The organism is Lentzea sp. NBRC 105346 (assembly GCF_030269605.1).
Lineage (GTDB): Bacteria > Actinomycetota > Actinomycetes > Mycobacteriales > Pseudonocardiaceae > Lentzea.
The window spans coordinates 189,711-208,007 of record NZ_BSTQ01000007.1; the positions used below are offsets into that span (position 1 = coordinate 189,711).

Annotated in this window: 20 protein-coding genes and 3 tRNA genes; 12 read left to right on the forward strand and 11 right to left on the reverse strand. The window is 70.1% G+C overall.

Features of this window, described 5'->3' with window-relative positions; translation table 11 throughout:
- Nucleotides 1–10: 10 nt before the first annotated feature.
- Genes QSK35_RS17505 through QSK35_RS17515 form a run of 3 tightly spaced genes read left to right on the forward strand, consistent with a single transcriptional unit; the run spans nt 11 to nt 3,020 of the window.
- The gene (locus QSK35_RS17505) at nt 11–502 is read left to right on the forward strand and encodes a sigma-70 family RNA polymerase sigma factor (protein WP_285747356.1); all 492 of its coding nucleotides are present in this window, start codon (nt 11–13) and stop codon (nt 500–502) included.
- Nucleotides 499–855: a hypothetical protein gene (locus tag QSK35_RS17510; RefSeq protein WP_285747357.1), complete on the forward strand. Its 357-nt coding sequence runs from the start codon at nt 499–501 to the stop codon at nt 853–855. The genes QSK35_RS17505 and QSK35_RS17510 overlap by 4 nt, the downstream gene beginning before the upstream one ends.
- Complete coding sequence (locus QSK35_RS17515; RefSeq protein WP_285747359.1) at nt 852–3,020, forward strand: CHAT domain-containing protein; 2,169 nt, start codon at nt 852–854, stop codon at nt 3,018–3,020. The genes QSK35_RS17510 and QSK35_RS17515 overlap by 4 nt, the downstream gene beginning before the upstream one ends.
- On the opposite strand, the gene QSK35_RS17520 is transcribed toward QSK35_RS17515, so the two are convergent.
- A complete protein-coding gene (locus QSK35_RS17520) occupies nt 2,998–3,873 on the reverse strand; it encodes a S8/S53 family peptidase (RefSeq protein WP_285747361.1) in 876 nt (291 codons plus the stop codon). The genes QSK35_RS17515 and QSK35_RS17520 overlap by 23 nt on opposite strands.
- A 252-nt stretch (nt 3,874–4,125) precedes the next feature.
- Here QSK35_RS17520 and QSK35_RS17525 point away from each other — a divergent pair, with 252 nt between their 5' ends.
- Nucleotides 4,126–4,872 (forward strand): hypothetical protein, encoded by a 747-nt coding sequence (locus QSK35_RS17525; RefSeq protein WP_285747362.1) that lies wholly within the window; start codon nt 4,126–4,128, stop codon nt 4,870–4,872.
- A gap of 339 nt (nt 4,873–5,211) precedes the next feature.
- Here QSK35_RS17525 and yczR read toward each other — a convergent pair whose 3' ends face one another.
- Nucleotides 5,212–6,648, reverse strand: a complete 1,437-nt coding sequence (gene yczR, locus QSK35_RS17530) for a MocR-like transcription factor YczR (protein ID WP_285747364.1) — start codon at nt 6,646–6,648, stop codon at nt 5,212–5,214.
- A 53-nt stretch (nt 6,649–6,701) separates the two neighbouring features.
- On the opposite strand from yczR, the gene yczE reads away from it, so the two are divergent.
- Entirely contained in the window at nt 6,702–7,355 is a 654-nt protein-coding gene (gene yczE, locus QSK35_RS17535) for a membrane protein YczE (protein WP_502881668.1), read from the forward strand.
- Here yczE and QSK35_RS17540 read toward each other — a convergent pair.
- On the reverse strand, nt 7,327–7,845 hold the full coding sequence (locus QSK35_RS17540; RefSeq protein WP_285747366.1) for a Clp protease N-terminal domain-containing protein: 519 nt from the start codon (nt 7,843–7,845) through the stop codon (nt 7,327–7,329). The two genes, yczE and QSK35_RS17540, sit on opposite strands and share 29 nt — an antisense overlap.
- Entirely contained in the window at nt 7,842–8,051 is a 210-nt protein-coding gene (locus QSK35_RS17545) for a helix-turn-helix domain-containing protein (protein ID WP_285747367.1), read from the reverse strand. The genes QSK35_RS17540 and QSK35_RS17545 overlap by 4 nt, the downstream gene beginning before the upstream one ends.
- 63 nt (nt 8,052–8,114) lie before the next feature.
- On the opposite strand from QSK35_RS17545, the gene QSK35_RS17550 reads away from it, so the two are divergent.
- From QSK35_RS17550 to QSK35_RS17560, 3 genes are read left to right on the forward strand one after another with little or no spacing between them, the layout of a single operon-like run.
- Nucleotides 8,115–8,738, forward strand: coding sequence for a GNAT family N-acetyltransferase (locus QSK35_RS17550; RefSeq protein ID WP_285747369.1), 624 nt, complete (start codon nt 8,115–8,117; stop codon nt 8,736–8,738).
- A 31-nt stretch (nt 8,739–8,769) separates the two neighbouring features.
- A complete protein-coding gene (locus tag QSK35_RS17555) occupies nt 8,770–9,501 on the forward strand; it encodes an SDR family NAD(P)-dependent oxidoreductase (RefSeq protein WP_285747371.1) in 732 nt (243 codons plus the stop codon).
- 6 nt (nt 9,502–9,507) lie between these two features.
- Entirely contained in the window at nt 9,508–12,279 is a 2,772-nt protein-coding gene (locus tag QSK35_RS17560) for an ATP-binding protein (protein WP_285747373.1), read from the forward strand.
- A 45-nt stretch (nt 12,280–12,324) separates the two neighbouring features.
- Here QSK35_RS17560 and QSK35_RS17565 read toward each other — a convergent pair.
- From QSK35_RS17565 to QSK35_RS17590, 6 genes are all read right to left on the reverse strand, one after another.
- Nucleotides 12,325–12,398 (reverse strand) — tRNA-Phe (locus QSK35_RS17565).
- 13 nt (nt 12,399–12,411) lie between these two features.
- Nucleotides 12,412–12,485, reverse strand: a tRNA-Asp gene (locus QSK35_RS17570).
- Nucleotides 12,486–12,524: 39 nt separating this feature from the next.
- A tRNA-Glu gene (locus QSK35_RS17575) sits at nt 12,525–12,597 on the reverse strand.
- 84 nt (nt 12,598–12,681) lie between these two features.
- Entirely contained in the window at nt 12,682–13,410 is a 729-nt protein-coding gene (locus QSK35_RS17580) for an SCO6745 family protein (protein WP_285747375.1), read from the reverse strand.
- 14 nt (nt 13,411–13,424) lie between these two features.
- A complete protein-coding gene (locus QSK35_RS17585) occupies nt 13,425–14,042 on the reverse strand; it encodes a ScbR family autoregulator-binding transcription factor (RefSeq protein ID WP_285747377.1) in 618 nt (205 codons plus the stop codon).
- A gap of 119 nt (nt 14,043–14,161) precedes the next feature.
- Nucleotides 14,162–14,404, reverse strand: a complete 243-nt coding sequence (locus tag QSK35_RS17590; RefSeq protein WP_285747379.1) for a hypothetical protein — start codon at nt 14,402–14,404, stop codon at nt 14,162–14,164.
- A gap of 152 nt (nt 14,405–14,556) precedes the next feature.
- On the opposite strand from QSK35_RS17590, the gene QSK35_RS17595 reads away from it, so the two are divergent.
- The 4 genes from QSK35_RS17595 to QSK35_RS17610 all read left to right on the forward strand — a co-directional run bounded on the left by QSK35_RS17595 (nt 14,557) and on the right by QSK35_RS17610 (nt 17,864).
- On the forward strand, nt 14,557–14,775 hold the full coding sequence (locus QSK35_RS17595; RefSeq protein WP_285747381.1) for a hypothetical protein: 219 nt from the start codon (nt 14,557–14,559) through the stop codon (nt 14,773–14,775).
- 54 nt (nt 14,776–14,829) lie between these two features.
- Nucleotides 14,830–15,036, forward strand: coding sequence for a heavy-metal-associated domain-containing protein (locus QSK35_RS17600; protein WP_285747382.1), 207 nt, complete (start codon nt 14,830–14,832; stop codon nt 15,034–15,036).
- On the forward strand, nt 15,033–17,159 hold the full coding sequence (locus QSK35_RS17605) for a heavy metal translocating P-type ATPase (RefSeq protein ID WP_285747383.1): 2,127 nt from the start codon (nt 15,033–15,035) through the stop codon (nt 17,157–17,159). Before QSK35_RS17600 ends, QSK35_RS17605 begins: the two co-directional genes overlap by 4 nt.
- Nucleotides 17,160–17,621: 462 nt before the next feature.
- Entirely contained in the window at nt 17,622–17,864 is a 243-nt protein-coding gene (locus QSK35_RS17610; RefSeq protein WP_352244056.1) for a hypothetical protein, read from the forward strand.
- A gap of 63 nt (nt 17,865–17,927) precedes the next feature.
- Here the strand turns inward: QSK35_RS17610 and QSK35_RS17615 are convergent, their stop codons facing one another.
- The gene (locus tag QSK35_RS17615; RefSeq protein ID WP_030473173.1) at nt 17,928–18,131 is read right to left on the reverse strand and encodes a cold-shock protein; all 204 of its coding nucleotides are present in this window, start codon (nt 18,129–18,131) and stop codon (nt 17,928–17,930) included.
- Between the last annotated feature and the right edge of the window lie 166 nt (nt 18,132–18,297).

The following is an 18,297-nucleotide window of genomic DNA, read 5'->3' on the forward strand; positions in this document are numbered from 1 at the left end:
TCCAAACGGCATGCACACCTCGTTGGACACCTTGGTCACCCAGTACCGCCGCCTGGTCTGGTCCGTGCCGCGCGCGTTCCGGCTCGGTCACGCCGACGCGGCCGACGTCTACCAGTGCACGTGGCTCAGCCTCGCCGAGCACCTCAGCCGCATCCGGGAACCCGAGCGGATCGCGGGCTGGCTCGTCACCACCGCGTCGCGGCACAGCCTGCGCGTCCTGGAGCTGCGCGGGCGCGAGATCCTCGTCGACCGCTGGGAGCCCGTCTCGACGGACCCCGGCCCCGAGGAGATCGTGGTCACCACGGAACGCCACCTGCTGCTGTGGCGTGCCTTCGCGACGCTGGACGAACGCTGCCGCCGCCTGCTCCGCATCGCCGCCTACGCCCCCGAGCTGAGCTATCTGCAGATCGCGCGGGCCATCGGGATGCGGCTCAGCAACATCGGATCCACGCGCGGGCGGTGCCTCACGGCCTTGCGGCGCAGGTTGGGGGCGGTGTCATGACCGACCCGCTGCTCGCCGAGCTGAGGGCTCTGTTCGACGAGGTCGATCCCGTGCCCGACCTGCCGGACGTCGCGCCGATCGGCTTCGAGCCGATGGAACCGCTGCTGGAGGCCGTGCGCGGGACTCAGCACCTCGCCTTCCACCACGGTTCGGTCAGGGTCCACCTGCAGGTCGAAGGCGGACGGCTGACCGGGCTGGTGCCGCCGGATGCGCTGGTCCGCGTGCACCGGCTCAGTGGGACGACGGATCACCGGGCCGACGCCGAGGGTTGGTTCCACGCCGAGGTCGCGGCGGGTCCGCTGTGCGTGTCGCTGCCGGACGAAGGTGTCACGACGGATTGGTTCGTGGCATGAGCGCGAGCTCGGATCCACTGGGCACCATCGCCAGCACCGAGATCACCGGCACCCCGGCACAACGCGCCGAAGCCCTGTATCGGCTGAGTGTCGCCCACGCCGAGCTCGGCGAGCTCGCCACCGCCGCGAAGCTGGCCCGGCAGGGACTCAGGCTCGAACCGGCGCGGTTCCACCTGATCCTGGCGTGGCTGGACCTCGACCGCGGAGCCGCCGCGAGCAGCCTGCGGCACCTCGACCTGGCTATGCCGGGGCTCACGGGACGCGACCTCGCCCGCGCCCGCGTGCTGCGCGGGCTGCACCTCTGCCAGAGCTCGGATCCGAGGCTGGCGATCGCCGAGCTGTCGGCGGTCATCCGCGAGCTGCGGCGGCACCGGGACGACCGCTGGCTCGCCAACGCCCTGGTCGGGCGCGGCATCGCCCGCTCCTACGCATTGCGCCTCGCCGAGGCCGACCAGGACTTCACCGCCGCCCACACCATCCTGACCTCGCTCGGCGAGCATGGACGGGCCGCAATGTGTTTGCACAACAAGGGTTTCGTCGCGACTCTCGCCGGTCAGCTACCGCGCGCGCTTCAGCTGTACGAGGACGCGGCACGTGCGGGCCTCGACTCGACCAGCCGCCCGGAGGCGCTGATCGACCGAGCCGAGGCGTTGCTCGCCGCCGGACTCGTCGAGGACGCACGCCGAGTGCTCCGGCCCGCGCTCACCATGCTGCGCAGGTGTGGTCGCGGTTCGCGGTTGCCCGAGGCGATCCTGCTGGCGGGCCAGTGCGCGTTCCGCCGGCACGACCTCGACGAGGCGATTCGCCGAGCCGAACAGGCGGAGCGACTGTTCCGGCGACAGGGGCGCGCCTCGTGGGTGCCCAACGCCCGCGCCTTGGCGTTGAAGGCCAGGCTCGGCCTTGGTGAGCAGGTTCATGCGGAAGCGGTGGGAACGGCGGAGCTGTGCCATCCGGTGGAGGCCGCCGAACTGCGCCTGGCGGCGGGCGACCTCGAGCCGGTGGCCGCGCAACGCAACCGAGGACCGGCGCTGATCCGAGCACTCGGCTGGCTCGCCCGCGCGCAAAGCGCTGATCGCCGCGAGGCATTGCGCGCATGCCGGGCGGGACTCGAGGTGATCGAGACTCACAAGGCCGTGCTCACGTCGGCCTGGCCGAGGGCAGCGCTGGCCGAGCGCGCCCTGGATCTCGCCAACGCGCCGAGGGAGGTGCTGCGGTGGTCGGAGCGACTACGGGCGGAGCACCCGCCCTTGCATCCGCCGGACGATCCGGAGCTGGCCAGGACGCTGACCGCGTTGCGCAGCGCACGGGCGTCGGGTGAGCCGGTGGAAGCACTGGAGCGCGAAGTGCGCAGGCGAACCCTTGCCACCGCAAGGGAAAGCGCCGCCGAGGGGTTCGAGCTGCCGGACCGCCTCGTCAGCTTCACCCTCCACCGGGGACGACTGAAGATGGTCACCGTCGCCGACGGCCGCGCACGGCTCACGACCATCGACGACCCCGCCCACGAGGTCGCTGCGGCCAGAATCGCACTCAGCGCGGGTGCGCCGGTATCACTCGATCTGTTGCCGGGCCACGACTTCGTGGTCGTCCCGGACGGCTCGCTGAACCGGATGCCGTGGTCCGCCCTCGGCAAACGCGTCACAGTCGCTCCGTCTGTCCGCCATTGGCACCGCGCGCGGCTTGCGCCGCGTGGTACCGGCAAGGCGTGGATCGCGGGCCCTGGGCTCCGCACCGCGCGTCGGGAAGTCCGGGCGCTCCAAGAGGAACACGGTGGGAGACTGCTTGGAAGCTCCACAGTGGACGAGGCGCTCGACGCGATGGACGGTGTCGAGGTCGCGCACATCGCGGCACACGGGCACGCGCGCACTGACCACCCGCTGTTCTCCAGCATCGAACTCAAAGACGGCCCGCTCTACGGCCACGATCTGAGCAAACTGAAGCGGGCACCCGAAATCGTGGTCCTGTCGGCCTGCGACTCGGGCCTGGTCCGCGCCTTCCTCGACCACGGCACGCGAGTGGTGATCGCGAGCGTCCTCCCGGTCCCGGATGACCGCACCCCCGAGGTCATGGCCACACTGCACCGCGAGCTCCACCGAGGCGCACCGGAGGCCGTGCGCAGGGCCCAAGAGACAACCAACCTGGGGTTCACGTGCTACGGGGCCGGCTGACCATCCGGGCGGCGTGCACGGCGGCGGCGAACGACGTGCCGGTGCAGAGCGACTGCGTAGGGCCATCGGTGGGCACGTCGACGCCCGCCTCCCACACGTCCACCCACGGGCCGGTCCCGGAGAACCGGGCGTCGAGCGCTCCCACGCCGGTGACCGCCGAGTCCGCGGCGGGCCACCAGGGGCGCGACGAGCCGCCGTTGCCCGCGGCCGCGACCACCGACAACGCCGGGAAGGCACGGGCGAGCACCGGCGGGCAGCGGTCGTCGAACGTGTACGTGCCCGAGGCGACCAGGACGACGTCGGCGACCATCTCGCGCAGGCCGCGGGCGAGCGACAGGTCGTCGCCGAAACCGTCGGGCGTCAGCACGTCCGCGTGCCGCACGGTCACGCCCGGAGCGTGGTGCCGCAGGACGCCCTCGACGAGCGCGCCGTGCTCGGCTGACGGCGGCGTGTCGAGCACGCCCACGACGCCGGAAACCGTTCCCTCGGGCGAGGGCAAGCGTTTGCCGATCACCGGTCGCGACGTGCCGATCATGATCGGGCACGCGAAGTGGACGTGGTTCGGCGCGGCGCCGATCTCGCGGGCGATCTCGACGCACCGGCCACGCTCGGCCGGCCGCAGGACGATGTGGACCATTCCCGCCTCGTCCGCGATGCGATCAATCCAGCGACGCAAACGATTGCGGGCATCCGTTGCCGCAGCACGGCGTACGAGGAGTTCGCCCGAACGGACCAAACACTCATGCGGACCACCGTCGTCGTGCAGCAGCACGTCACCCAGCGCCGCCCGCGCTCGCGGCAGGAGCGAAGCAAGGCCGATGACCTGGTCAGTCGCCATGGGTGAGGTGTCCACGAAGGACACGATGCACCCGCCGGGGAACGTCCACAGTGGCACCGGAAGCCCTTCACGCGATCGCGTGAACGCGACGGACTGTGTTCGCGCCTGGACAGGGCAACCCGGACAGCCGCACCGGACCGCCCTTCCGAGTGTTTTGCGTCAAGAACGTTCGCAAAGTCACTCACCAGTGCTAGACATAGCTCAACGTCGACCTCCGACGGCGCTGTGCGTTGGCGGTGACCTGAACGGTGGACGGTGGTGATGGGCATGGCAAGTAGCCGCGCATGTGTGCTGCTGTTGCGTGCCGTCACGCTCGGCGGCCTGACCGCCGCCGCCTGGCTCCTCAGCGGCGCGATCGCCGAGGCCAGCACGGACCAGCCACCCGCTGTCGAGATCACCGCCGAGCCGCAGCTGCTCCAGGACCCGGCAGGCTGGGCGCTCAAGCTCACCGACCGCGTCGTCGAGCACAAGCAGAACCGCAAGATCGCGGTGCTGCCCCCGGCACCGGAGCAGCCCGCCGACGACGGCCCGGCACTCGACTACACCAGCGGCAGCAGTGGGAGCACGCGCACGGGTTCGGTCTCGAACCAGGCGCCCGCCCCGGTCATCGCCGCCAAGCTGCAGGCGAACGCCGCGCGTAAGGCCGCGAAGCTGGCCGCCGCGGCCCCTCCGCCCGCACCGGCGCCGGCACCCGCACCGCCCGTGATCCAGATCAAGAAGGCTCAACCGGCCCCGCCCGCACCGCCGAAGCAGGAGCAGCCCGCGGACACCGGCGTCGACTGGACCATCCCGCACCCGTCGGGCCCAATGCCCAGCCCGCAGCCCGCCCCCGCCTCCACGGCGCCGTCGGCCTCGTCCGGGCACCAGGACAACACCGGCGGCAAGCACGGTGTGCTCGCCGTCCTCCCGTCCCACAGCGCGCTCTTCCCTCCCACCAGATGGACGGTTGAGGAACGCACCGACGGACGGTCACCGGGCAGCTTGTCAGAGCGTCCGGGCAGTTCACCCGACTGAGTTCCAGGGGACCAGTCTGCCCTGATGCGCGAACGTGACCGTCTCGTTCCGTAGCGCACCGTTACTTGAACTCGCAACTCCCGTTGTACCGAAACGAAACCAGTCTTCCTGACCTGCCAACCGCGCCCTGGCAGGTCGGGTCTGATCCGGTCGTCACGTCTGCCCCCGAGGCGGCCGGATCACACGGGAAACCTGCGGCAGGGGACGCACATCCCTGGAGCGTCCCCGCCGCAGGTCCACCAAACTGCCTGTCCAGCCGGCACATCGAGGGGCTGCGCCGAGTGAACAGGCAGGTGTCGGGCCGGTCCCCACCGCTGCGGGGGACCGGCCCAATGCTTTTCAGGCCACCGGGACGACCACCTCATCCAGCGGAATCCCTTGCGTCCCAACGGATGCAGCTGCCACCCCCAAACGGCGCAGCGCTTCGTTCAGCACTTCGGCCGACTGCGTGTACGGCACTCGGAGCATTCGTTCACAGCCGCCGTGGACCGCGAACCGCGGACCCGGCACGAGTCGCAGCCCGTGATTCTGGGCCACCACAGCGATTCTGGTGCTCACCGGCGCGCCGAGATCGCACCAGATGCCCATTCCACCCGACGGCACCGTGAAACTCCACTGTGGACAGTTCTCGCGCAGTGCCGCGACCGCCACGTCGCGTTGCGCGGCGAGCTCCGCACGTCGTTGCGCCAGAACGGGTTCCGGCGAGGTGAGCAGCTCGTCGAGCACCAGCTGCTCGAACACCGGTGTGCCCAGGTCGATCGCGGTGCGCGTGGACAGCAGGCGGTGCACCATTTCCGCGGACGCGCGGATCCAGCCGACCCGCAGTCCGCCCCAGTGCGACTTGCTCGCCGATCCGATCGTCAGCACGAGGTCGTCGGCGAAGGACGCCACCGGCGGCGGCCCGTCGACCGGATCGCCTTCGAGATCGAGTTCCACCACCGTCTCGTCCACGACAATCGGCGTCCGATGCCGGCGCAGCACGCCGGCGAGCCGTTCCCGCCCCTCGGCGGAAAGCCTTTGCCCGGTGGGGTTCTGGAAGTCCGCGATCAGGTAGGCGACCCGCGGACCGGCCTGGCGCACCGCCGCCTCCCAGGCGGCGACGTCCCAGCCCTCCGGCGTCATCGCGACCGGGACCGGGATCGCGAACGCCGACCGGATGGCCTCCAAAGCGTTGGGGTAGCTCGGTTGTTCGACGAGCACGCGGTCGCCGGGACCGGTCAGCATGCGCAGGATCAACGCCAGCGCGTGCTGCGCGCCGTTCGTCACGACGATCTGGTCCGGTGACGTCGGCAGGCCGCGCACGGCGAAGCGGTCGGCGATGCGTTGCCGCAACGACGGCAGGCCGAGTTCGTGATAGCCGTGGGTCAGCAGGTGCTCCGGCATCCGGGCCCGCGCCGCGTCCATCGCCGCGAGCGTGCCGGGCACGGCGGGCGGCGCGGCGCGGGCCAGGTCGACGAACCCGTCCCACGTCCCCGAGATGCCACCCGAGGACCGCACGGGCGCGTTGATCCACGAGCCCGCGCCGCGTCTGCTCTCCACCAGCCCCTCCCCCCGGAGCTGGTCCAGAGCGGCGGTGATGGTCGTGCGGCTGACCGGCAGGGCGTCGGTCAGCTCCCGCTCGGACGGCAGCCGCGTCCCGGCGGGCAGCTGGCCCTCGTGCACCAGCAGCTTGATCGCGGCGGCCAGGTCGGCCGATCCCTGCCGGGCGCCGTGCTTGCGCCACTCCCCGAGCAAGCGGGCCAATCGAGCGCCGGACACACGACTACCAAGCTGCATGTGGCCAATTATTGCGAATTGGCTATGGAGTGCAAGGCCAATGGCCGCTCAGGATGAGCCACATGCAGCTCGCCGCCCTGTACCCCGTCAACGTGTCCGTCGCTCCCGCCCGCCGCGTCCCGCAGCTCTTCGCGGGCCTGTGGCTCTACGGCGCGAGCATGGCGATGCAGATCCGCTCCGGCCTGGGCCTGGACCCGTGGGACGTGCTGCACGAGGGGCTCACCAAGCGCACCGGGCTGAGCTTCGGCCTGATCACCGCGATCGTCGGCGTGCTGGTGCTGTTGTGCTGGATCCCATTGCGGCAGCGGCCAGGCGTCGGCACGGTCAGCAACGTCGTCGTCATCGGCGTCTCCGTGGACGTGACGCTCTGGCTGTTGCCGGCACCGGAGGACCTAGTACTGCGCGCGGTTCTGCTGGTCCTCGGCATCGTGCTGAACGGCCTCGCCGCCGCGGTCTACATCGGTTCCCGCCTCGGCCCCGGCCCGCGCGACGGCCTGACGACCGGGTTCTGCGCGCGGACCGGGATCTCATTGCGGCTCGTCCGGACGGTCGTGGAGCTGACCGTCCTCGCCTCGGGGTGGCTGCTCGGCGGCACGGTCGGCGTCGGCACCATCCTCTACGCCGTCGGCATCGGCCCGCTCATCCAGTTCTTCCTGCCCCACGTCACCTGGTCGGAACCTAAGCCCTGTCCGCAACCTGCTTCCTGACATCGGCGTAGTGCACCCCGTGCCACTCGAGCACCTCGGTTACGACTCCCTTGCCCTGCAACAGCGCCAGCACGAGGTGCTCGTTGCCGAGGTGGTTGTGGCCGAGGTCGCGTGCCTCGCGGAGGCTGCGCTCGAGCGTCTTCTTCACGTCACCGTCGATCGCGACGCCGAACCACCGCTTGCGCGGCTTCTCCTTCGACAGCGCGCCCTCCCCGAGGGAGCGCTCCACGCTGTCGACGATCTCGTCGACGTCGATCCCCAGTGACCGCAACGCCTCCACGTCGGTCTTGCTCAGCCCGCCCTTGCGCCGGGCGTCGCGGAACGCCGCCTCGACGTCCTCCCGCGGCACGCCGGACAGCACCGGCGTCTTGTCCAGCAACGCCAGCAGCAGATGCTGCGGTGACACCTGCACCTGATCCTGTTCCGCGACCTTGATCGCGTCGCGGACCGCCTGCCGCGCCTCCTTGGTGAACCGCTCCCCGATCATCATCGACCCCCGTGCTTCTTGTGGACGGCCTGCCGGGTGACCCCCAGCTCGGCCGCGATGTCCTGCCACGACCAGCCCTGCGCCCGAGCGCTGCGGACCTGGGCCGCCTCCAAGGTCTCCAGCAACCGCCGCAACGCGCTGACCGCACGCAGTCCCACGCGGGGATCACGGTCGCCGGCCGCGGTGGCCAGATCAGTTGCTTCCGTCATGGCGTCAACCTACGTTGACACCTCGACTCGTGTCAACCCAGGTTGACAACTAGGTTGTTGTCCATGAGCAACTTGGGGGACCTCATCCGACGCTGGCAGCCGGGCTGGGCGCTCGCCCGCGGCTTCGCCGCGGCGGTCGAGGAGCGGGGCGCATTGCACGTCCCGGTGGGTGAGAAGGGCAGGCAGGTCGAGGTGGTCGTGCTGGAGGCGGGCGCGGTCGCCGCACTCGCGGCCGACCTGGCCGACGACCACTGGCTGACGGTGCCCACGACGGACTGCGACGGCGTGCTGCGGATCTTCGACGACGCGGGCCTCACCGTGCTGCGCACGGAAAGCCTGATGAGTCGCGACCTGCGCGACCGTCCCGCGCACAAGCCGCCGGTCGGATACACGGTCAGCACGTCGGCGACGGACGGCGTGATCACGACCCGGATCGAGTGCGACGGTGAAGAGGCCGCCGGCGGAATGATGCCGCTCGTCGGCACGGACGCCGTGGCGCACAACATCGTGACCAGTCCCCGCCACCGCAGGCGCGGCCTGGCGAGCGCGGTGATGAGCGCGCTGGTCGACGAGGCCGCCGCGCACGGCGCGACCACCGGGATCCTCATCGCCAGCCCGGCGGGCGAGGGCCTGTACAACGCACTGGGATGGCAGCGGCACGCGACGGTGCTGGTGGGTAAGCGCTAACAATGACCACACTTGGAGCGAGGTGTTCCACATGAGCGTTCCCGAGGTTGTCGTCGCCGGGGCGGCGGGCGACATCGGCCGGGCCACCCTCGACGTGTTCGCGAAACGCGGGCTCGCCGCGGTCGGCTGGGACAAGAAACCGGCCCCCGGCCTGCAGGTCTGCGACGTGCTCGACGACGACGCCATGGCCACGCGGGTCGCCGCGCTGCAGGAACTGCGTTACGTCGTCGTGGTCGCGGGTGGCGGTGACCTCGACGAGCTCAACGCGGCCGACGTCACCGACGAGTCGCTGGAGGTGTTCCGGCGCGTCGTCGAGACGAACCTGCACAGCGCGTTCAACGTCATCCGGCACACGGTTCCGTTGCTGCGCAACGCTTCCGGCGACCGGTCGATCACGCTGATCTCGTCGATCAACGCCTACGGCGGCTACGGCGCGCCCGGCTACTCGGCGGCGAAGGCGGGCCTGTCCGGCCTGACGCGATCGCTCGCGCCGAAGCTCGGCAAGGACGGCATCCGGATCAACGTCCTGACGCTCGGCACGGTCGACACGTCCAACGCCCGGCAGCTCAGCGACGCGAGCGGCGTTCCGCTCGACGACAGCGCGATCGCCGACGCCACCGCGCTCGGCCGGCCGCAGTCGCCGGAGGACGTGGCCACCGCGATCGCGGCGTTCGCGATCGACCTCACGTCGACGACCGGCGCGGAGCACGTGCTCGACGCGGGCCAGACCATCCTGCGCCGCCCGATCTTCACCAAGCACTAGGACACCATGCCCGCACGCTCCAGAACCTCGCTCGCCGTCACGATCACCGTGTCGGCGGTCGGTCTTCTGGTGCTGGCGGGCATCGCCAGCCGCGTGGTGCACCGCGGCTGGCGCGACGCGCTGGAAGACCTGAGCATCAACGTCGCCGCCACGTTCGCCGTCGCCGTCCTCGGTTACCTGATCTTCTTCTTCCGCGTGCGCAACGCGGTGCCGCGCCAGTCGCTGGTGACCGCGCAACGCGACGCGTCGTCGTTGTTCACCAAGGACCTCGCGGAGCTGCCGGTCCCGCACGAACGCGAGTCGCTGGCCAAGGCGCTGGTCGCGGACTTCGTGCGTGGCGGCTACTCGCGGTCCACGCTGATCGGCGGCGAGCCCGGCAGCGGCCGCAGCGCGTTCCTCGTGTTGCTCGCCGACGAGCTGGCGCGTAGTCGCGTGCTGGCGATCCCGGTGCGCGCCATCGAGTTGACGGGCGGCTCGACCATCGCGCAGATCGCGCGCAACCGCTTCCACCTGCGGATGTCCGCGGCCGGGGTGGACGACCGCGAGGCCGACCGGATGTGGAGCTCGCTGATCGGCAACGGCCGGCTCGCGCTCGTCATCGACGATCTCGAGAAGCTCAACGTCACGGCGTCCGGCCCGCACCGGCGGGTCGACATCGCGAGCAGGCTGCAGGAGCTGCAGGACGCGGGCATCCCGTTCTTCGCCGCGTTGCCGCGCCGGCTGTTCCCGCCGGGCAGCACCACGAACAAGGTGCTGCTCTCCACGCTCGGCCCGGACGGGATGGCGAAGTATCTGGCCGAACGGCTCACCGCGCTCGGCGTGCTGCCCAGCGAGGGCCATTTCCGCGTGCTGACGCCGATGTTCACCGGCAGCCAGGCGTCGCGCGAGCCCGCACAGCTGCGCATGTCCCTCGCGTTCGCCGCGAGCGCTCAGGGACGCGGCGAGGAGATCCTCGCCGCCTTCACCGAACCCCGGCGGCTGCGCAGGGAGACCGGCTGGCTGGCCGGTGTGTGCGGTGTCGCGCTGGGAAAGCCGCCCTTGGAGTCGTCGGCCGAGCACGACTGCCTGGCCCAGGTCGGCCGGCTCGCGCTCATCCAGGCGTCGGAGAGCGTGCGCTGGTCGCAGGTCGTGCGCGGGCTGTCCGACGAACGGCACGAGCGGCTGCTGCTCGGCCGGGCCGCGCTGGAGCAGCGCGAGGTCATCGTCATCCGGCAGGACCACGGCTCCGAGGTCGTGGTGTTCCGCAGCCCGGCCGTGCAGGCGTTCGCGGCGGGTATCGGCGTGCCGCTGACCGAGACCGCCACCTGGTCGTCCGCGCTGAGCCGCGACCCGTCGGAGTTCGTGCTCGGCGCGCTCGCCGTGTCCGCGATGGTCCTGGCCGGTTCTTCGGTGGCGGACGTCTTCCACGCGGTACGGCCCGCGAAGTCCGCGCACCACTTGGAGATCCTCACCGCGCTGTACGACGGTTTCGCCGCCGCGGGCGCCACGGACACGCTCGCGGCCGACGTGAACGAGCTGCTGCGCGAGGTGTGGCCGACGGGCAACCGCGACGACCACCTGGCGTTCGTCCGCGCGGTCGACATCCGCAACTCCCCTGAGCTGCAACGGTTTCTGTGGCACGAGCTGCTGCCGCCGCGGATGGCGCGCAACAGCTTCCGGCTGCGTCGTGAGCTCTGCTTCCAGCTCGCCGACGGCGGCGACGCCGTGTGGGAGACGCTGCACGACCACTGGCAGCGCATCTGCCACGACGCGTTCACCGTCGACCTGTCACCGGTGTTCCGCAAGGAGGCCGCGTGGCGCAGCCTCGCCGTCGGGCTCGCGCACATGGCGTGGATCCTGCCGATGCTGGCCGAACGCTGCACGGATTCCGCTGCGGTACAAGAACTTCTGCTCACCGTCGCGAAAGGCGTGATGCCGCCGTACGAGGGCTACCGCCGCGGCGACGAGGACGTCCCGGACGTCGGGCTGGAGATCTCGCTCGCCGAGGGCGTGAAGATCGCCGCGGTGAGCTCGTGGCACCGGCACGGCCACGTCCCCGAGTACCGCGTCGAGCTGCTGCTGCGCATTCTCGGCCACGCCCGGTCGTGGCTCAGCCGGATGCTGGCCGTGCAGGCGCTCGGCCTGTCGATCGGCCGCACGGAACCGGCGCGGCTGGCGTCGATCACCTCTCGGATCGCGGCCGATCGCGACGAGCACCCGTTCGTCCGCGCGGCGGCCCGGCTCGTACTCGCCGCCGGCTCCTCCAGCGAGAAGCTCGTCAGCGCCGTGTGGCTCGACGACGCGGAGGCCGTGACGTCCGGCTCGGGGGTGCTTTCGCAGGAGGCCTATCGGCTGCTGGCCGCGTCGACCTTGCTGGTGAACATGTGCGAGAAGCGCGCGGGGAATCTCGGCGCGCGGACCGACAGCTCCGGGCAGCGGATCATCGACCGGCGTGGTCAGGAAATCCGGGTCGAGGTGCTCAACGGCCGCGAACTGCCCCGGTGCATGCGCACGTTCCGCGGCGGCCGGTCGATGTACGTCAACGCCTGCGGCTGCGACCTCGGGTTGTGTGGCGAGCCGACGAACGGGCTACGCGGGCCTCGGCACTTCGACGCGTCGTTTCTCTATCGAGCTTCCATTTGTTTCAAGCCGACTCTTGCCGACGTAGTGGCGCGAATCACGCCGGGAAGTGGCGTCTTTGGTGTGGGTACACATCGGACTTGGGAACTGTTGCAGCGCATCACGGCGGACAACGAAATCGATGTGACGTCGCCCATGCTGCAAAACGAGCACGAATAACGAAAGACCCCCGGCACGAAAACCGGGGGTCTTTCGGAAGAAGGATGGCCAGGGGCGGGGTCGAACCGCCGACCTACCGCTTTTCAGGCGGTCGCTCGTACCAACTGAGCTACCTGGCCATGAGAACTGAAGCGACCCAGACGGGACTCGAACCCGCGACCTTCGCCGTGACAGGGCGACGCGCTAACCAACTGCGCCACTGGGCCTTGCTTTTCACACTGCACTGCTTTGAACACTGTACTACGTGCCCCCAACGGGATTCGAACCCGCGCTACCGCCTTGAAAGGGCGGGGTCCTAGGCCGCTAGACGATGGGGACTCGGTCTCCGCTGGAAGCACGGTAAGCATATGGCATGCCCGCCCGCATCTCCAAAACGGGGGTACCGGTTGTGGGCTGACCTGCTCAAACCACCTCGATCGCGAGCATCCGATCCCGCAGGTCGATCAACTCTTCGGGTGAGAGGACGCCCAACGCGTGGCCGAAACTCACGTCGGTCAGCTGTTCGGCTTCCTGCCACCGCTTCACGATCTCCTCCTCACGGCCGGCGATGCCCGCGTAGAGCGCGTCGACCTCCTCCGGGCGCCAGCCGGTGCGCAGCAGGCGCGGGCGTCCGCCGCCGGGGTCGGCGGTGACGGCTTCGGGAACGGAGATGCCGGAGACGCGCAGCGCCGCGAAGTGGAGTCCGCCGCGGAGCTCGCGGGCGACCATGAGGGCGTGGCCGAGCAACGCCTTGGCGTCGTCCGGGCGCGGGGCGGCCTGCCAGCCGGCGAAGAGCGGCAGGGCTGTCCCATCAACAGAGTCCACGACCTTCAGGAGCAGCGACGCGAGGCGTTCGTCGGCGGGCAGGTGCTCGCGGGCCCAGCCCCAGCACGCGGCCAGGTACGCGGAGACGGCCTGCGCGGGCGGCAGGGTCACGTGGACCATTCGCGGCAGCCACTTCGGGAAGAGCCCGAACAGGGTGGCGACGGTGTCCGGCGTGACGTCGCCGAGGACGGACGCGCGGCCACGGAAGTAGAGCGCGCCCTTGGGCAGGCCGAGACGTTCCTGTTCGGCCGCCAGCTGGGGCGAGGTCATGAACCGGCCGCCGAGGCCGACGAGGGCTTCCCTGGTCTCGCGTGCGATCGTCTCCATGTTTTATAACACTGTCACAAAACCTCTGGCCCGGCAAGAAGCCAGTCGTCGGAGATCACGGAGGACAGCACGTACCGCAGGATTTCGCGGGTGCGCGCGGGGAAGTCGGCGCAGCGCGTCGTGGCCGAGGAGATGAACCGGGCGCCGAGCGTGGCCGCGCACAGCGTCCGGGCAAGCGCCGCCGGGTCGGCGCCGTCGCGGAGGTTGCCCGCGTCGCGCGCGTCGACCAGGTAGGCCTCGATGATCTTCTCCCACTCCAGGTGGGCGCTGGGCAGGCCGGGATAACCAACCTCGCGATCGGCAGCGAGGCGGACGCCGGCACGGAGGGTGACGTCCGCGGCCATGCGCTCGGCGGCCTCGTGGAACATCCCGACGAGCCGGCGCAACGGGTCGAGCGCGCGCCCGTCCCAGTCCTCGCGCATCCGCGCCCAGAGGTCGTCCTGGCCGCTGACGAGGGCCGCTGCCAGCGCTTCTTTGGACGCGAAGTGAAAGTAGAAGGCGCCCTTGGTGAGGCCGCTGTGCCCGAGCACGCCCTTCAACGAGGTGCGCTCGTAGCCAAGCCGGTCGAACTCCTCCGCAGCGGCGCGGAGGATCGCCTCACGGGTCGCGTGCGCCCGATCCTGCTGGGGCATGACACCAGGTTAAGTCCGTTGCCCGGAAAGAGACCGGTGGGTATGTTTCGAGATGCGGCCCTAGCCCGAGACGCGCTTCCGGGGGGTGCGCGCCTCGGGCCGGGAGCCGCTCTCGCGTGTCAGCGCTGGACGGGCGGAGCCCCGCCGTCCTCGCCGGGTGAGAGACCCAGCATGTCCAGGAGCATCCGGCAGTCCTCGGCGCTCATCGCGCCGCGCGCGACCGCCAGGCGGGCTCGGTGGACCTGTTCGTCGGAGATCCGTGACGGCTCTCCGGTGCGTTGGGCCGGCACGTTCGGGCCCTGCCTGGACATCGACTCGTCCTGCGTCCACAGGAACTTGCGTACTTCAAGAGACCCGCTCATGACGCCCTCCCCGACTTGAGGTTGGCGCGAGGCTAAGCGACCTCGGACAACAGCCGCAGCCCCCCGCAGAGTGATTCGACTGCCACCCTGCGTCACGTTCCGTACAGGACGAGGGTGCACGACCACTTAGTTACCCAGGAGAAGATGGAGTCATGACTGAGTCCGACCCGAAACCTGAACCAGTTGAGACCCCTCAGCCGGAGCTCGATCCACAGGCTGTGCTCGCCGCGCTGAACCTCGCCGGGCTCGAAGCCGACATCGAGGGCGTCCTGGGCGACCGGATGAGCCAGCTGGACGACATGCTCGCGAACCTCGAGCAGCTCGTCGAACGACTCGAGACGGACATCGAGAAGTTCGAGCCTCCACAGTAGAGTGCCTACCCCCCAGGGGTATGCTTCGTGGCCCCGACGAGAGGAAGAGGCACCATGTCCGTCACCGCCACCTACACAGTCACCGGCATGACCTGTGGCCACTGCGTCAGCTCCGTCAAGGAGGAGCTGTCCGAGGTCGCCGGCGTGACCGGCGTGGACGTCGTCCTGGAGACCGGCGCGGTGACCGTCACCAGCTCCCGTGAGCTCGCGCAGGACGAGGTCGAGGCGGCCGTCAAGGAAGCCGGATACGCGCTGGCATGAGCACCGTCGAGCTGTCGATCACCGGCATGACCTGCGCGTCGTGCGCGCGACGGATCGAACGCAAGCTGAACAAACTCGACGGCGTTGTCGCCACGGTGAACTACGCGACCGAGAAGGCCAGCGTCGAGTTCCCCGTCGGCATGCACGTGTCGGACCTGGTCTCCACGGTCCGCGCGGCCGGCTACGACGCCGCCGAACCCGAGATCGCACCGGAGGAACCGGACGACCTCGGACCCAGGTTCGGCATCGCGGCGTTCCTCGGGTTGCCGGTGATCGCGCTCGCGATGGTGCCGCCACTGCAGTTCCCTGCCTGGCAGTGGGTCTCGCTCGCGCTGGCCAGCGTGGTCGTGTGGGTGTGCGGGTGGCCGTTCCACCGCGCCGCCGCGGTCAACCTGCGGCACGGCAGCAGCACCATGGACACGCTGGTGTCGATGGGCGTGACCGTCGCCTACCTGTGGTCGGTCTACGCGCTGGTGTTCGGCTCGGCGGGCATGATCGGCATGACGCACCGGTTCAGCCTCGTGCCGCGCCCCTCGACGTCCGGCGACATCTACCTGGAAGTCGCGGTCGGCGTCACCGTTTTCCTGCTGCTGGGCCGCTGGCTGGAGTCCCGCTCGAAACGCCGCGCGGGCGCCGCCGTGAAGGCGCTCCTCCAGCTCGGCGCCAGGGACGTGTCGGTGCTGCGCGACGGCGTTGAGCTGCGCGTTGCGATCTCCCAGCTGCACGTTGGCGAACGCTTCCTGGTCCGTCCGGGTGAGCGGGTCGCCACGGACGGAGTAGTGGCGGACGGCAGCTCGGCCGTCGACCGTTCCACCGTCACGGGTGAGTCCGTGCCGATCGAGGTCGGCGCGGGCGACGAGGTCGTCGGCGGCACCGTCAACGTGGGCGGCCGGCTGGTCGTCTCCGCGACGCGCGTCGGCGCCGACACCCAGCTCGCCCGCATGGCGAAGCTCGTCGAGCAGGCGCAGGCGGGCAAGGCCGAGATCCAGCGGCTCGCCGACCGCGTGTCCGCGGTGTTCGTGCCCGTGGTCGTGGGAATCGCCCTCTTGGCTCTCGGCGGCTGGCTGCTGGCCGGTCGGCCCCTCGAGTTCGCCGTGACGGTCGCCGTCTCCGTGCTCGTGATCGCTTGCCCATGTGCTTTGGGCCTGGCGACGCCCACCGCGTTGCTGGTCGGCACCGGTCGTGGCGCGCAGCTCGGGATTCTGGTCAAAGGTCCCGAGGTACTGGAGTCCACCCGCCGGGTCGGCACCGTCGTGCTGGACAAGACCGGCACCGTGACGAGCGGCCGGCTGTCGCTGGTCGAGGTGATCCCGGCCGATGGCGTCTCCGCTGATTCGTTGCTGCGGCTCGCCGCTGGTGTGGAGAGCGCGTCCGAGCACCCCATCGGTGCCGCGATCGTCCGTGCGGCTCCGGACGTTCCGCCCGTGTCGTCGTTCGCGAACTCCGCCGGCTTCGGGGTTTCGGGAATAGTCGAAGGGCGCGAGGTCGTCGTCGGACGCCCGGCTGTTTCCGTTGATGATGCGCGGACGGTCGTCGAGGTGACCGTGGACGGGGTGGTGTTCGGCTCGCTGGCGTTGACGGACACGGTGAAGCCCACGAGCGCCGAAGCCGTGCGGTCGTTGCGCGCACTCGGTCTGCGGCCGGTGCTGCTGACCGGCGACAACTGGGCGGTGGCCCGCGCTGTGGCTTCGGAGGTCGGCATCGACGAGGTGATCGCCGAGGTCATGCCCGCCGACAAGGTGGCGACCGTGCGCCGGCTCCAGGAATCCGGACGGGTTGTCGCGATGGTCGGCGACGGCGTGAACGACGCACCCGCTCTGGCCGCCGCGGACCTCGGGCTCGCCATGGGCACCGGAACCGATGTCGCCATCGAGGCCGGAGACCTGACTTTGGTGCGCGGCGACCTGCGCGTGGCGGCCGACGCCATCCGGTTGTCGCGCCGCACGTTGCGCACGATCAAGGGCAACCTGTTCTGGGCGTTCGCCTACAACATCGCTGGAGTTCCGCTCGCGGCGCTCGGGTTGCTCAACCCCATGATCGCGGGCGCCGCGATGGCCTTCAGCAGCGTGTTCGTCGTGAGCAACAGCTTGCGGCTGCGCGGTTTCAAAGCAACGGCCAGCTGAAGATTTCCGCGTTTCCCACTCCCGGACCACGCGTGACCGTGCAACAATCCGATTGCTGACACACCCCCGGTCAGCGCCTGTGGAGATCCCCTCCGGCCCCCGCGTTCCTCCCCCTGGCGCGGGGGCCTCTCCTTGGGCGGAGCCTGCTCGGCTCGGCTGGCGCCTCGCACTCGCCGGCTCTGCGTCGAGGGTGTTTTTTGGGGGCCTAGCCCCCAAACCCCAGCCGGGGGCTGCGCCCCCGGACCCCCGGCCGGCTCGCCTTCGGCGTCGCGGCCCGTCGCGGGAATCCCCCTCTCATCCCGGTCCTGCCGACTGCCTGAGCAGCGCGTATTCGTGCCCGCACACGTGACCAAGCACACAGGGCGTGTGCTTTCGTCATCCAACCGTTATCGTTGCGCGGTGCCTATCGGATCCCTTGGACGCTCTAAGTCCGGCCGTCACCGTCCCCCGGCCCCCGAGCCCGTGGACGAGACCCTGCCCGACGAAGAGCTGACTTCGTATCTGGCCGCACTCGCACCGGACGACGCCGAGACCACCGCGGGCAGCAGCTTCGGCAACGCGCAGGTCTACCAGCTTCGGTTGCAGCTGATGGCGAACGAACAGCTGAAGGAGCTCGCCGCCGAGCGGCAGACGTCTCCGCAGGCGCTCGCCACCGAGTGGGTCATGCAGCGACTGGAGTGGGAAGCCCGCCAGCGCGGCTACTAGTTCTCAAGTAAAAGCACGAGCCCCTCACCCGTCAGGTGTGAGGGGCTCGTGCCAACTCTGGGTTCAGATGGCGCGGACGTTCTGGGCCTGCGGCCCCTTGGTGCCCTGTCCGACCTCGAACTCGACCCGCTGGTTCTCTTCCAGGGTGCGGAAGCCCTGGCCCTGGATTTCCGAGTAGTGGACGAAGACGTCAGCGCCGCCGTTGTCCTGGGCGATGAAGCCGAAGCCCTTCTCGGAGTTGAACCACTTGACAGTGCCCTGTGCCATGTACCTGCCTCCATCGCAGGAAAGCTTGGGGCTGCACCGTGCAACCCCGGCCGTCCCGGGGGCGTTCCACTCGCCAACTTCGGCGGACAGCACGCCCGCGTGTTGTTCCGCGAGCGTGTGAAGCACGAACACAGAAACCACGGCCTGCGCGCAAGAGCCTAACGTG